The sequence below is a fragment of the Vibrio owensii genome (assembly GCF_002021755.1).
Taxonomy (GTDB): domain Bacteria; phylum Pseudomonadota; class Gammaproteobacteria; order Enterobacterales; family Vibrionaceae; genus Vibrio; species Vibrio owensii.
On the sequence record NZ_CP019959.1, the window covers coordinates 2,604,715 to 2,619,713 of the forward strand.

Annotated in this window: 11 protein-coding genes; 8 read left to right on the forward strand and 3 right to left on the reverse strand. The window is 44.9% G+C overall.

The window, feature by feature from the left end; translation table 11 throughout:
- The first annotated feature begins 284 nt into the window (after positions 1 to 284).
- Entirely contained in the window at positions 285 to 2,054 is a 1,770-nt protein-coding gene (locus A9237_RS11985; protein ID WP_078608253.1) for an SgrR family transcriptional regulator, read from the forward strand.
- 121 nt (positions 2,055 to 2,175) lie between these two features.
- Complete coding sequence (locus tag A9237_RS11990; protein WP_078608254.1) at positions 2,176 to 2,508, forward strand: tRNA-binding protein; 333 nt, start codon at positions 2,176 to 2,178, stop codon at positions 2,506 to 2,508.
- A gap of 64 nt (positions 2,509 to 2,572) precedes the next feature.
- Here A9237_RS11990 and A9237_RS11995 read toward each other — a convergent pair whose 3' ends face one another.
- On the reverse strand, positions 2,573 to 3,124 hold the full coding sequence (locus A9237_RS11995; protein WP_005427416.1) for a gamma-glutamylcyclotransferase family protein: 552 nt from the start codon (positions 3,122 to 3,124) through the stop codon (positions 2,573 to 2,575).
- A gap of 200 nt (positions 3,125 to 3,324) precedes the next feature.
- Here A9237_RS11995 and A9237_RS12000 point away from each other — a divergent pair, with 200 nt between their 5' ends.
- Positions 3,325 to 4,509 (forward strand): NnrS family protein, encoded by a 1,185-nt coding sequence (locus A9237_RS12000; RefSeq protein WP_078608720.1) that lies wholly within the window; start codon positions 3,325 to 3,327, stop codon positions 4,507 to 4,509.
- Positions 4,510 to 4,820: 311 nt separating this feature from the next.
- Here the strand turns inward: A9237_RS12000 and glpK are convergent, their stop codons facing one another.
- Positions 4,821 to 6,335: a glycerol kinase GlpK gene (gene glpK / locus A9237_RS12005; protein WP_078608255.1), complete on the reverse strand. Its 1,515-nt coding sequence runs from the start codon at positions 6,333 to 6,335 to the stop codon at positions 4,821 to 4,823.
- Between the two features lie 133 nt (positions 6,336 to 6,468).
- Positions 6,469 to 7,581 carry a membrane-bound lytic murein transglycosylase MltC gene (mltC, locus tag A9237_RS12010; RefSeq protein ID WP_078608256.1) on the reverse strand — a complete coding sequence of 371 codons (1,113 nt, stop codon included), beginning with the start codon at positions 7,579 to 7,581 and terminating at the stop codon, positions 6,469 to 6,471.
- A 666-nt stretch (positions 7,582 to 8,247) separates the two neighbouring features.
- Between mltC and A9237_RS12015 the strand changes: the two genes are divergently transcribed.
- The 5 genes from A9237_RS12015 to A9237_RS12035 all read left to right on the forward strand — a co-directional run bounded on the left by A9237_RS12015 (position 8,248) and on the right by A9237_RS12035 (position 14,931).
- On the forward strand, positions 8,248 to 9,894 hold the full coding sequence (locus tag A9237_RS12015; protein ID WP_078608257.1) for a BCCT family transporter: 1,647 nt from the start codon (positions 8,248 to 8,250) through the stop codon (positions 9,892 to 9,894).
- 66 nt (positions 9,895 to 9,960) lie between these two features.
- Entirely contained in the window at positions 9,961 to 11,319 is a 1,359-nt protein-coding gene (locus tag A9237_RS12020; protein ID WP_078608258.1) for an FAD-dependent oxidoreductase, read from the forward strand.
- A gap of 151 nt (positions 11,320 to 11,470) precedes the next feature.
- Complete coding sequence (locus tag A9237_RS12025) at positions 11,471 to 12,808, forward strand: FAD-dependent oxidoreductase (RefSeq protein ID WP_078608259.1); 1,338 nt, start codon at positions 11,471 to 11,473, stop codon at positions 12,806 to 12,808.
- A gap of 19 nt (positions 12,809 to 12,827) precedes the next feature.
- Positions 12,828 to 13,199: a cyclophilin-like fold protein gene (locus A9237_RS12030; RefSeq protein ID WP_038865994.1), complete on the forward strand. Its 372-nt coding sequence runs from the start codon at positions 12,828 to 12,830 to the stop codon at positions 13,197 to 13,199.
- Between the two features lie 361 nt (positions 13,200 to 13,560).
- The gene (locus tag A9237_RS12035; RefSeq protein ID WP_153303223.1) at positions 13,561 to 14,931 is read left to right on the forward strand and encodes an FAD-dependent oxidoreductase; all 1,371 of its coding nucleotides are present in this window, start codon (positions 13,561 to 13,563) and stop codon (positions 14,929 to 14,931) included.
- Positions 14,932 to 14,999 lie beyond the last annotated feature (68 nt).

Here is a 14,999-nt window from a genome sequence, read left to right on the forward strand (position 1 = left end):
TTTGCGGGGGTTGGAGCATAAACATAAAAACTGGTTGCTATCGCTAAAGCTTTATAAGTGGTGTGCTGAGCTAAAAATAGAGGGCCTTAACCAATTGAAGGGCACTGTCTCGATCGCTCAACCATAGGACTGCGTCAGAATCTAAGAGTATTTTGGGTAAAAATAAGGCATGAAAAAACAGAGTGAATTTTGTTTTTCTTGTTCCTGATAACTAAGTTTTTAGACCTTTTTACTTGAATGAAGGCATTAAACGCTAATATAAGGAACAGAAACTTAGTTTTGGAGTGCCTGTTTTGGAGAGTATTAATCTTTTTCGCTACTACGAACGTGTAGAGAGTTTTGAACTACGAGAGGAATACACGGTGACGCTTGCCGAGATTGCAGACAAGATGTTCACCAGCCCAAGGCACGCCCGAGCCATTCTCAAGCAGATGAATGCGCTCAACTGGATCGCTTGGATACCCAGAGTGGGGCGTAACCAACGTTCGACCTTAATTCGTAACATCGATCGTACAGAGGTAAAGCGCTCTATTGCTCTTGAGTGGATCAAAGAGAGCAAATACGACCGAGCACTTGAGTTTCTTGATTTCGACCAAGTGGTGTTTGAGCAACTGCTTAAGCAGACTTCCGGTGCCCAAGTGACAGAAGGCAAAGTCAGTGTACAACTCACCTATAACCGCTCTTTTGCTACGCTCAATCCGATCACACCGCAACGAAACAGCGAACGTTTCTTAATTCGTCAAATTCACGCTTGCTTGGTTTCCATGACTCCTGAAGGCGAGTTAGTCGGAAACATTGCGCATCATTGGCAAGCTGATGAAGAGTGGCGAACATGGACGTTTTATCTTCGTCCTTCCGTTTGCTTTCATCATGGCGGAAAAGTGGATGCAGAGCTGGTGGTAAAGCTACTAAACCATTGGCAGCAGCTTCCATATTATCAAAATGAGCTCGATCACCTTGAAACGGTTTCCGTCGAGTCGCCTTATCGATTTTCCGTTCAACTTACTCGGCCAGACAAAGGCTTTGCCGCATTGTTGAGTGATCTGAAATACTCTTTACAGCCTGTCGAGCAACTCAATAACCTATCTTCCGATAGCATCGGCTGTGGCATTTTCTCTCTGGAATCGCACACGAACAACAAACTTACCTTGGTGGCGAATGAGCGCTTCCATGGATTTCGCTCCCTCACTGATAAAGTCACCATCTGGTCTTTAAACAGCGACAAGAAGGAAGGTGCAAAGGCATCCAACTACCCCCACGATTTACCTAAGACAGAGCAGTACTCGAAAAAGGTCATCACCAACTCTCCAGATGAAGAAGCGGAGGAGCGCATCATCGATGCCAAACACACAGCATCGAAAGATCGCGTGGAAGAAGGGTGTTTGTTTATGATTTTCAATCACAATCATCCTAACTTATCGCACGCTCAGCGACGTTGGCTGAGTGATGCCTTGAGTGGTGAGAACATTTGGCAGCAGTTGGAGCGCAACGAAACCACCTTTGGGGCTGAGATCGCACATAACTTTTTCCCCTTCTGGCACAACGTCAAATATCTGAGAAGCGATGAAGTAGCGCTACCGAGTTCAATCCGAATCGCCTGTTATTCCCATCTTGGTATTCAACGCAGTGCGAGAGCCGCTGAGCAAATCTTGATGGAACATGGCATCAAGGTTGAAGTAAACGTTTATTCGTTTGAGGCATTTATTGAAAAAGCGTCTGGAGAGGGCTTTAGTGAAGAGATTGTTCTAAGCAGCTTTAACTTGGATGACAACCGACAAGTCTCGGCTTTACTGTTTTTCCTCAGCGATCCGATTTTGCACGCCACGATCGGATCTGACGTCAGCGACTGGCTGGTGGCTGAGATCAACCAAATTCGACAGTTTAGCGCTCCGGAAGATTACCTCACTAAGTTAGAGCAACTTGGCTCTGTGCTGATCTATGAAGGTGTGGTCAGCCCTATGCTTCACCACCGACAAACACTTAGCTTTCAAGACATATTTAAAGGTGTAGAGATCACGGCGTGGGGTTGGCCGAAGTTGAGTGAAATTTGGTAAAGGGCGATTGTAACCAGCACGATCTTTGCTCATCAAAATGCGATCTTCACCTCTTGTATTTAAAGTACTAACTGATAATGTAGAATTTGTTTTAGTAAAATTTTACTTGAGGTTTTAATCAATGGAAACGATCGCTTACTCAGACTTTGCAAAGCTAGAAATCCGCACCGGAAAAATCATCGAAGTGGCTCGTCACGAAAACGCAGATAAGCTTTACATCGTGCAGATCGACATCGGTGAGAAAACACTGCAAACCGTCACCAGTTTGGTGCCTTACTACACAGAAGAAGAGTTGATGGGGAAACAAGTGGTGGTTCTGTGTAATCTCGCGAAAGCTAAGATGCGTGGTGAAACCTCTGAATGCATGTTGCTGTGTGCTGAAGCCGATGATGAATCAGAAAGTGTTCTGCTAATGCCTGAACGCGCGATGCCTGCTGGTGTGAGAATCGTTTAGTACCCTTAAGCTTGCTCAAATAAAAAAAACAGCGCTGATAGAGCGCTGTTTTTTTATTCTGTTCTTAAGAGTGTTGAGCAATTAGGTTATCAATCAACTCATAATGATGATCTTGTACGCCCGCTAAGTTGCCGTATTTTGGCTGGTGGCGATCGTTTTCTTTGGCATGATGCCAACCAACGGTATGGCGAACGAAGTGCTCAGCAAACGCGTGGGAGACTTCTAAACATCCAGCGAGGACTGTATCAACATAGCTTTGCATGATGGGACTGAGCGAGCAGGGTGGTAGCGGATCGTTTTTCACATAAACCCAAATGCTGTGCTCAGAGTTAAAAGTGGCCTCTGTTTCAATCTGATCAGGACGGATTTGAATGCGATGGTAGCCACGCTCGCGTCGGTCAAAATCCGCTAGCGCTTGATCGTCGACTTCAAGCAGTACGCCATTGACTTGCCCTTCGCCTTCATTCACGACCAAGGGTGACAAGATATAGCTGTCGTCAACTTTGCCCCAATAGCGCACCAGCCCATGAGCGATGACAGGGATGGCTTCTCCCGTTTGACCCGTTAACTTGCGCGAGGCGGCATTGATTAAACTGCCGTAGCCAAATATATACATCTCGATTGCTTCCCTTACTTCGACGAAATCACTGTTATCCGTTATACCTAAACACTACCAACCAAGCAACGCGTGAAGCACAGGTTTTACCTCGAAAGGATAGTTTGATTTTATAACATGTATTTTTCATGCATGTTTGTGTTAATATCGAACGCGTAGAATTTTTGAACGGTATCAAATGGGTACTTAAGGGCATCACAATGCTGAATATCACCGATAAAAAAGTGGAAGAAAAAATCCCTGCATGGCTGCGATTAGGGTTTAGACCGTTTTTCCTGTTTGGCTCTATTTATGCCGTTGTCGCAATTGCGGTCTGGGTATGGATGTTCCAAACCGGACAGCCAAGTGCGTTGAGTGTTCCGGCGTTGTGGTGGCACGTTCATGAAATGTTGTTTGGTTTTTCAATGGCAATAGTGGTGGGCTTTGTGCTGACTGCAGTGCAAAACTGGACGGGCATTAACGGCACGAAACACTACACCTTGTTAGCGATATTTACATTGTGGCTTGCACCGAGAATACTGCTTTGGACACCAGCACCACTTTGGTTAACCAGCAGCATTGAAGCGCTGTTTTTGTTGTTTGTGGCGTACGAAGTGGGCATTCGTGTTTACCGCGCGAAAGGTTGGCGTAATCTATTCTTTGTGCCGTTATTCTTGCTCGCCATCTTTGCTAACTTTGCCAGTTACGCAACGGTGAAAGGCATGCCGCCATTTACCTCGTCTGCGGTATGGCAAGCGATGCTTTGGTGGTTCACTCTGCTGCTTTCTGTCATGGGCGGACGAGTGATTCCATTTTTCACAGCCCGTCGCTTTAACTTCGAAAAGGCTCAACCGCTAATGTGGTTAGATTGGTTAGCAAACCTACCTTTAGTCATGTTGTTCGTATTGAGTTTCTTCCCTGTGACATTTGCGGAACTTGGTCAGCCACTTATGTTGTTTGCCGGTGTGGCGCAGTTGGTTCGATTCCTGCGCTGGAAGCCTTGGCTGACGCTTAGCGAGCCGTTGGTGTGGTCGTTACATGCAGCTTATTTGTGTCTGCCTTTGAGCCTGATCTTACGTGGCAGTTGGGATAATGCGTTTGCGAGCCATAACTTAATTCATCTGTTTGCTATTGGTGCATTGGGTGGATTGATCTTAGCGATGATTGCTCGAGTGACCATGGGGCACACAGGTCGCATGATTTACAAAGGCCCGAACATGAGCATCGCTTTTGCTGCCGTGATTGGTGCGGCGTTAGCAAGAAGCTTAGGCGTGATTTTTGACCCTTCACACATGCTACTTTGGATTGATGTCAGTGCAGCCTTGTGGATTCTGGCTTTCGGTATGTTCGTATGGCGATTCGGAATGATGCTGATGAAACCAAGAGTGGATGGCCATCCCGGATAGTCACAGTACAGATTTGATAAAAGAAGGGCTCAACCAACGGTATGAGCTCTTTTTATTTGAGCTTGCTTCCGCAAATGACCCACAATTAGTAAGGTAATTGTTAAGAATGTGAAAAACGTTGAATTCTATAGTGGGATTTGAGCGTGCTAGAAGAGGCGGACTCCGCTACTCTGTAGATGTTATTGCTCGTATGCACATGAGTGATTAACTAGCCAATTGACGTTTTAGACCCATAGGTGTCTTTTCGTGTAATTACATGGCCGCTTAGTTCTATACCTCCGTGGAACTAAGCGGCGTTTTTCGTTTTGGTTTTATTCTTCTTCGTGCAATTCAGCCCACGATTGGACACACGTCACCGCCCGTTTCCAGCCTTTATAACGACGTTGGCGTTTTGCCTCATCCTTAGTTGGAGCAAACTGGCGATCAAGTTCAGCCTTGTTCTTCACCTCTTCAATGCTTCCCCAGTACCCAACGGCAAGACCCGCAAGATAACCAGCACCAAGCGCGGTAACTTCAGTGACTTTTGGGCGAAGAACATGGGTATTTAATACGTCCGATTGAAATTGCATTAGGAAATTGTTCGCAACGGCACCACCATCCACACGAAGTGCAGATAGCTGAATTCCCGAGTCCGCCTGCATCGCATCGAGGACATCACGTGTTTGATAAGCAATGCTTTCTAACGTCGCTCGAATAATATGATTTGCATTAACTCCACGTGTTAAACCAACAATGGTTCCACGAGCGTATGCATCCCAATACGGTGCCCCTAATCCAGTGAAGGCAGGAACTACATATACACCATTGGAAGAATCAACTTGTGTAGCAAAGTACTCTGAATCTTTGGCGTCATGGAGTAACTTCATTTCGTCACGAAGCCACTGAATTGATGCTCCTCCCATAAACACCGCACCTTCGAGTGCATAAGAAGGTTCTCCGTTTGCGCCACAAGCTATGGTAGTTAAGAGCCCATTTTGCGAGGTGACCTTTTCCTGCCCTGTGTTCATTAATAGAAAGCAACCTGTGCCATACGTATTTTTGGCTTGCCCGGCTTCGACACACATTTGACCAAATAATGCCGCTTGTTGATCACCAGCGATACCAGCTATAGGGATGTGTATGCCATCTTTACCACCTATGTTGGTATCTCCGTATACTTCTGAAGACCGCTTTACCGTCGGCATCATCGAGTGCGGTATACCCATTTCCTCTAGCAGTTTGTGGTCCCACTCAAGCGTATTGATGTTGAAGAGCATCGTTCTTGATGCGTTGGTGTAATCGGTGACATGTGTTTGGCCTTGAGTCATCTTCCATACAAGCCAGGTATCAACTGTGCCAAACAACAACTTACCCGCATCTGCGTCTTCACGGGCACCAGGAACGTGATCTAAGATCCATTTAACCTTAGTTCCGGAGAAGTAAGGATCCAACACCAGGCCAGTGTTATCTCGAATATAATCTTCTAGGCCTCGTTGTTTGAGATCTTCACAGATATCAGCAGTACGGCGGCATTGCCAAACAATTGCATTATAAACAGGAACGCCAGTTTCTTTATTCCAGACGATCGTCGTTTCACGTTGGTTAGTGATACCAATTGCAGCGACTTGCTCACTGTTGATACCTGTTTTCCCCAACGCTTCGGCTAAGGTAGCACTTTGAGTGGCAAATATTTCCATTGGGTCGTGTTCGACCCAACCTGCTTGCGGGTAGAATTGGGTAAATTCTCGTTGCGAGACACTAACGATATTGGCGTCATGATCGAGAACCACAGTTCGAGAGCTGGTAGTCCCTTGGTCGAGAGCAACGATGTATTTTTGCTCAGTCATAGTCAAAACCTTATTGTTTTTGTTATTTCTCCTTAGTTTATATCGGGGGCAATCAGGTCGCATGTTTCATTTTGAATCATGTGAGTAAAAACAAAAATGCTCTCGCATAGGAGAGCATTTTAATAAAGTTTGACTAGATATTTCCTTCGCTGAAGTCTTTTTGGAAATACAGAACCTTTTGAAGGTAGCGTCTTGCTTCACTTTTTGGATGTTGAGTGGTTAGCGCATCATAGACTTGAGTTGGATTGAGGCTGTTAAGCTCATTCATCGCTTGTTTTCGGTCGCTATCAAACGTTGAAAGCACACCGCCTGTACCACCGTTATAGGCTGAAATCATACTAAAGTGTTTCGATGTAGGATGTTTTACATCTCTTAGGTAGCGATTCTTCAAGATATAGAAATACGCAGCTCCGGCATCGATGTTATTTGCAGGGTCGAATAAGTACTCTTTGGTTGGAATACCCGGTTTGTTTTTCACCAAATTAAACACATCAGCACCGGCGGTTTTTGGGATCACCTGCATTAAGCCGTAAGCTCCAGCATGAGAGACCGCATAAGGGTTAAAGCTGCTTTCGGTTTTGATCACGGCGAAGATTAGATCTTCAGACAAGCCATATCGTTTAGCTGCATCACGTACCAAGCCTGCGTACTGGTATTCTCGCTGCTCTAGGTGATCTTTCACCATGTTGATTTCAACATAATAAGCACTGCCGCGTTTGATGGCTTTCTTCTGCAGTTTATTGTCGAGCAGGTAGTCTGCGTAGCGATTAGCGCGCCATTCCCATTCAATCGGCTTTCCATCGTGATCGAGAACTTGCCCCAGTAAGAAAGGCTTACCGCGTAATACCGCTTCTTTATCGCTAAACAACTCTGCATGAGCTGGATCGGCAGGCATGAGTAGTGTCTGTACGATGGCTTTTTGTAGCTTCTCCGTTGGTTGGTACTGAGAAATTGTCGAAACATAAATCTTACCCGTTTCGAAGTCGATGTGTGCTCGGGTGTTGTAACCGTCAAGGTACTTCACGTAACGGTGTTTGCCTGCTTCAACGAACTCATCTTCACCCCAGCGATCTTTGGCTTTTTGAGCAATATACGCGAGCAATTGTTTGATGTTGTCTTCATTAGATGCGCTTGGCGGCTTTACATAAGGAGGAACGTAGTTATCGCACGCACAAGGTGGTGTTTCTTCCGGTGCCATAGAGCAGCCACCAAGCAATAACATGCTTAAAAGCAGAGATTTCTTCATCACATACCAATACAGGTTTTGGAAATAGGGAGGCATCAAGCGGAATTACCACTGATAAATAAGTGGAAAAATGATAAGAAACTGTTCTAAGTGGCTGAAATTAAAAATTTTAATGGTCTCGATAAAAAGATAACCATTTCAACTGAGCTATGTTAGATAATTGCAGCCCTTAAACGAGCGAATTATCAAAAGTGCTAATTGGATCAACAAACCGATGTGTGTGGAGTTTACTTAAATTAAGCGAAAAAATGCCTTGTAACGGCCTTTAATTTGATGAGAAATACCAGGTGCTTTTCAAAATGCAACACGATGATTTTACGTTTAAATCCTCCTACATATAAGGCTTAACACGATATGTAGAGCCGAAAAAGCATACTTAAATCTCTTACTTTGCTGTGAAGGTTAAATCATCCGAGATGGTTTCTGAATTGTTCCAAAATGGAATATTTCCTGAAACGAGATGTTTCGTTTTGAAAAGCTCATTTCGCTTTTGTAGGAAAATTCTCCTAGCTTCACACTTCGCATTCCGTCAGAAAAAATAACCCATTTCTCCTGTGGCTATCTTCAAAGTTGCCGTTCAAAAACACCGCAATTTCTAACCTTTATTGGTTGGGGTTCATAAGATGTTCCTGTCCAAAACAACAACGTGAAACGTGGAAACAAATTATGAGTAACCAACCCTCTCAACATAAAAAAGGGGCGATCGACAAGGCAGTCTTCTGGCCTGCCACGATCTTGACCTTAGCGATGGCTGTATTCTTCCTGATGAACCCAACATCAAGTGCGCTTGTCATGGGTAAGCTGCATGCGTTCACCACGGGAGAGCTCGGCTGGTTCTTCTTATTAGCAACATTTGCAGTTGTTATCTTCTGTATTTATCTAGCAGTCTCTCGTTACGGCGGTGTCGTAATGGGTGATAAAGAGCATGGTCCTGAGTTCTCCACCATGACTTGGTTGGGCATGATCTTTACCTCTGGTACTGGTGGTAGCGTGCTTTACCTTGGTGCAGTTGAATGGATCTGGATCATGCAAGCGCCACCATTCGGTGTGGAAGCGGGCAGTATTGATGCTGCACGCTGGGCTTCTGCTTACGGCATGTTCCACTGGGGGCCATCGGCTTGGGCTTGGTACATTGCTTGTGCTATTCCAATTGCTTACTGCTTCTATGTACGTAAAAAGCCAACATTAAAAATGAGTGAGTTCGCTCGTCCAGTATTGGGCAAGAAGGTGGACGGTATTTCTGGCCACTTAATCAACTTCTTGTACATGTTCGGTATGGTTGGTGGTGTTATGACATCGCTAGCGCTAGGCACACCACTTATTTCTAACGCGATTGTGTATGTAATGGGTTGGGAATCAAGCAACGCATTCTTAGATACTTTCGTGATCTTCTTGTGGACCTTTATCCCTCTTGTTGCATTGATTATGGGTCTTAAGAAAGGGGTATCAGCACTGAGTGACTGGAACGTAAAAGCTGACGTAGTGATGTTAATCGCGCTGCTCGTTTGTGGTCCTACAGCATACATCTTAAACCTATCGGTTGATGGCCTTGGCTTGATGCTTCAAAACTTTGTTTACATGAGCTTAGCGACAGACGTTATCCGTGACGGTGGATTCCCACAAGCTTGGACTATCTTCTACTTCTCTTGGTGGGTGGTTTACGCACTGCCATTTGGTCTGTTCATTGCGAAGATTTCTAAGGGTAGAACCATTCGCGAAATTGTAATGGGTGGTCTGATTGCCGGTTCTCTTGGCTGTATGGTGTTCTACATGATCCTTCCTGGTATGGGCATCAACATGCAAATGACAGGTCAGGTGGATCTGATGTCCATCATGAACGAACAAGGTCGTGGTGCGGTTGTGTACGCAATGCTTGAACAAATGCCACTAGGCACGCTATTTGTGTTCGCATTCGGTCTCATCACTTTGATTTCTTACATCACAGGCCACTGTGCTGTGGGTTACTCACTTGCTGCTGCTACTCAAGATGAAATTGCAGAAAACGAAGACCCAGCGCACTGGAACATCGCATTCTGGTTGATTTTGGCTGGTGTGGTTTCTCTAGCACTGTACTTCATCAACCCAGAGAGTTTGAAGCCACTGCAAACAGTATCGATTTTGACTGGCTTCCCTCTATGTTTCGTGATTGCAATTGTAGCTAAGAGCTTCATTAAACAAATCAACATCGACTTCCCTGAAGGTTTCCCAGCAGCAGACTCAAAAGGTCGTATTTACTTGGAAACACCGGTAGACCGCGTTGAAGAAGAGCAGGTCACAAAGCCGGCGACAGAGCCAACGACTTCTTTTAGCTAACTTTCAGCAAACACCGATATAAGCACCTCCTTCCATGAAAAGGAGGTGCACTAAGGAGATAAAAAAATGAACATCATCGAACCTCAAAAACAAATCCCTGTGATTGCAGAAACGGACGTGCTCGTTGTAGGCGGTGGCCCGGCTGGCTTAACTGCTGCGATTGCGTCTGGTCGTCTTGGTGCAAAAACTATGATCGTTGAACGCTATGGCTGTTTAGGCGGCATGTTAACTCAAGCTGGTGTTGAGAGCTTTGCTTGGTATCGTCATGAAGGGACGGTGGATTGTGAAGGTATCGGCCGTGAATATGAAGTTCGTGCACAAGAAGCGGGCTTTGCTCGTCAAGAGCCACAATCGAAGAGCTTAGCGATTGATACTGAAGGCTTCAAAGTTATCGCGGACCGAATGATTGCAGAAGCAAACGTGACGCCACTTTACCACTCATGGGTTGTTGAGGTTCTAAAAGAAGGCAACACCATTTATGGCGTGATTGTCGAAAGCAAATCTGGTCGCGGCGCTATCTTGGCAAAACGTATTGTCGATTGTACGGGGGATGCAGACGTTGCGGCACTGGCAGGTGCTCCATTTAATCAGCGTTCGACTGATAAATTGATGGGTGTGACGGTAATGTTCCATTGTGCGGGTATTGATGTTGAGCGATTCAATAAGTTTGTCGCAGAGGAGCTTAAACCAACTTACGCCGACTGGGGTAAGAACTGGACAATTCAAACGACGGGCAAAGAAGACGACATGTTTAGCCCATACATGGAAGAGATATTCACCAAAGCACAAGAAGAAGGTGTGATTCCTGGTGATGCCTCTGCGATTGCTGGTACTTGGTCTACATTCTCTGAAGCGGGTGAAGCGCATCAACTTAACATGGTGTACTCGTTTGGCTACGACTGTACCAACGCATGGGATTTGACTAAGGCTGAAATTGAAGGCCGTCAGCAGGCGCTTTGGGCGATTGATGCGCTTAAGCACTATGTTCCTGGCTTCGAAAAAGCCAAATTGCGCAACTTTGGTATGACATTAGGTACTCGAGAGTCACGCTTAATTGTTGGTGAAACACACATCGACGACGAGCATGTACTGAACCAAGGCCGCTGCAATGACTCTATCGGGATTTTCCCTGAGTTCATTGATGGCAGTGGTTATTTGATCCTGCCAACGACAGGTCGTTACTTCCAAATTCCTTACGGCTGTCTAGTGCCTCAACAGGTAGAAAACTTACTTGTGGCAGGCCGTTCAATTTCTGGTGGTGTCGTTGCTCATACTTCTATGCGTAACATGATGTGCTGTGCCGTCACGGGTGAAGGTGCGGGTACCGCAGCAGCAGAATCGTTGAAGCAAGGCGTCAATGCGCGTGATGTCGATATGACATTGCTACAAAACACTTTGGTTAAGCAAGGTGTTCGAATCCACTAATTTCCAATCCTAAACGTGATGTGATAACTCCCAGCGGCTCTGCTTTTGTAGGGTCGTTTGGGTCACCTTCCACATTGATTTATACCTAAGTTTCCTCGCATCAGAACGAGGTGATTTCGATATAAAAGATAACGTGAAATAAGGTAAGTGTATGAAAACGATAAAACAGAGTGTAGATGTCGTTGTGGCTGGTGGTGGTACTGCTGGTCATATAGCTGCCATTCAAGCCGCACGTGCAGGTGTGTCGGTGTCTTTGATTGAAGCCAGTTCGATGTTGGGTGGCACAATGACAGATGGTGGAGTATTTATGCCAAACCATTGGCATTCACCAACAGAAACTGTAGTGCAAGGCATTGGTTGGGAGCTGTTCTCTCGCTCGAAGGAAATTGAAGGCTTACGCATTAAACCGCCGTCAGAGCGATATGGTGTCGATACACCGGCGTACTACAGCAATATCAACGTACCTATCTATGCGACTGTTGCGGAACAAGCAGCCATAGAAGCCGGTGTAGATATTCACTATCACGAATTTATTGGTGAAATGGCGCATGATGGTAACTTCTGGATCGTGACCTCATATGCTCGCGGTATTAAGCGAATAACACGTTGTCGAGAGATCATTGATTGTTCAGGCGATGCGGATGTTTCACGTGCACTCGGTTTGCAAGTTGAAAAGTCACCTAAGCGCCAACCAGGCACGCTGGAATATCGTATTGAAGGCATCGACATGCAACAAGTATGGCAGGGTGAGGTGCAAAAAATTTACGAGAAAGCGATGGCAGATGGTGAGTTGCAAAAAGGTGACTGGGCTTACTTTGGTATCTATCCGTTCCAGTGGTTCTTGCAAATGGGTGGGCACAACTCCACTCATATCTATTCGTGTGATACCTCTGATGCTGATGGCCAAACAAAAGCTAACATTGAAGGTCGCGAACGCATGTTGCGTATGTACCAATTTGTTCGCAATAAAATCCCAGGCGCTGAGCGTGCTGTGCTGAAAACCATGTATAACCGAGCGTTATCTCGCGAAGGCTACCGAGTGATCGGCGAGCATATCGTGACTGAGCCTGAGTTTATGGGAGCAGAGAAGTATGAAGATGCGATTTGTAATGCTTTCAACTACATTGACATGCATAACGAAGACAATGGATGTGATGAGATTTTCCATGATTCAGCAAGTCTTATCCCAGCGGTTCCTTTCCGAGCTTTGATCCCAAAGAATACCAACCGCATTACCGTTGCGGGTCGTATCTTGTCAGCTGATCGCGTGTCTCTTGCTGGGATTCGAGCACAATGTACTTGTATGGCGATGGGACAAGCCGTGGGTGCTGCCGCAGCGTTGGCTGTAAAACGAGGTGTCTACTCACGTGATGTTAGTGCACAAGACATTGTTGCTTTAACAATGGAGCATGGTGCAGTTAAGCCTTTCAACACGAAAACCGTTGATGTGAATAAACTAGCAACGCCAGAAAAACCGGAAATGGCTTAATTCGGAGCTTGTGAACAAGATGACTCAAATAACAATTCGAATAAACAACATCGAGTATTCCGCTACGTTAAATCAGACAGATACTGCTCAACGTATTTTGTCGTCACTACCGATAAAGGGACGAGTAAGGCGCTGGGGAGATGAAATTTACTTTCCAATTCCTTTGCTGATTGACGAATGCATAGAAGCGAAAACAGAAGTAGAAGTCGGAGATTTAGCTTATTGGCCGCCAGGACAAGCGTTTTGTGTGTTCTTTGGTAGCACGCCATACAGTCATAGCAAAAAACCTGTGGCAGCCTCTCCGGTGAATGTATTTGGTTCCTTATTAGATTTACCCAATCAGTTATTTGACATTAAAGATAATGCTCAAGTAGAGATATTTTTAGCTTGAGATCATGCCTTGAGTTAAAGCCTTTTTATCTCTCTTTTTTGCCCACCATACCCTCGGTGGGCTTTTTTATTAAATATGAAATAATTTATTTTATTTTGTTGGTTTCAAAATGAAAATTGATAAGTGAAATATGTTTCAAATTGAAATGGTAAGGCGCGTTTTTTTAGTGTCTTGTTACCTAATTCACAATATGAATAGTTGAAGGTTATTCTTAGCATTAGGTTGTTTTTTATACTCACATTTCCATTTCAAATTTCATGAATTAAATAACCAAAAAATTAGTACTCTGATACTTTCTTTATAAACCGATAACGTGAATTACTTTTAATAAAACAGCAAGGTTTATAAAGGAAATAGAATAATGAAAATAATTATTGAGCCTACAAAAGAAATTGAAGTACTGGTAGAAGTCGATGTTCTTGTCGTTGGTGGTGGGCCCGCGGGAATGGCTGCTGCTATTGGTGCAGCTCGCGAAGGTGCTAAAACATTGCTCATTGAGCGATTTGGATGCTTCGGCGGTATGATGACAACGGCAGGTGTTGAGTCAATTGCGTGGTGGCGCCATGAGCATACTATCGATGCTGGTGGTATCGCTCAGGAGTTTGAAGAACGAGCTCAAGCATTTGGGGCAACTACACCAGAGGTTCAATCTATAAGCCAAGCAATTAACGCTGAAATGTTCAAAGTTGTTGCCGACGAGTTTCTCGCTGAGAGTGGCGTTGAGCGTTTACTCCATATGATGGCGGTGGACGTCCTAATGGACAATAACTCTGTGACTGGTGTTATTACTGAGAGCAAGTCTGGAAGAAAAGCCATCTTGGCGAAGGTGGTAATTGATTGCTCTGGTGATGCGGATATTGCGGCCTTTGCAGGAGCTGATTTTACTAAGCCTCCACGCGAAAAGTTGATGAGTGTGACGACAGTATTTAACTGTTCAAACATCGATAAATCCCGTTTTTTTGCAGATATTGCGAAAACAAAACCTACATATAATGATTGGGGTAAAGATGAAGACAACCAAAACTGGTCCTATGAGATTCACGAAAGTTGTCAGGAAATGTTCAGCCCTTATTTAGGGAAAGTCTTCGCAAAAGCTAAAAAGGAAGGGCTAGTACCTGAAGGCGTCACTCTTGGTGGTAGTTGGAGTACGATTACTGACCACGGAGATGCTAACTATATGAATGTTCAAAGTATGGCAGGTATTGATTGTACCGATGTCTTCGATCTAACAAAGGCTGAGATCGAAGGCCGCAAGCAAGCACTTTGTGCAATTGAAGCTCTGCGTAAGATGCAACCAGGATTTGAAAATGCTGTACTTAAAAACTTTGGTATGACGATTGGTACTCGAGAGTCTCGTCATATTGTTGGCCGAACCCGTTTAACTGAGAATGATATTGTCAATCAAGGACGTCATTGGGACAGTATAGGCATATTCCCTGAATTTATTGACGGTAACGGCAAACTCAAACTTCCCCTAGAGCCTAGATACTTCCAAATTCCATATGGCGCATTATTGCCAACTCATGTTGATAACTTACTTGTATGTGGAAGAGCAATTGACTCTGACGCGTTTGCTCATGCAACAACTCGAAACATGGCTTGTTGTGCCGTTACTGGGCAAGGTGCTGGTGTAGCTGCTGCTCTCTCTATTAAACAAAATGTTCATTGCCGTGATGTTGACATATCAGCGGTTCAGGCTGCTTTGGAGCTGCAAGGCGTGCGCATCAAATAATAAAAGATAAATAATATTGGCGTGTGAATATATTTCTATCGCCTAATCTAAACGTGAAATATATAAGG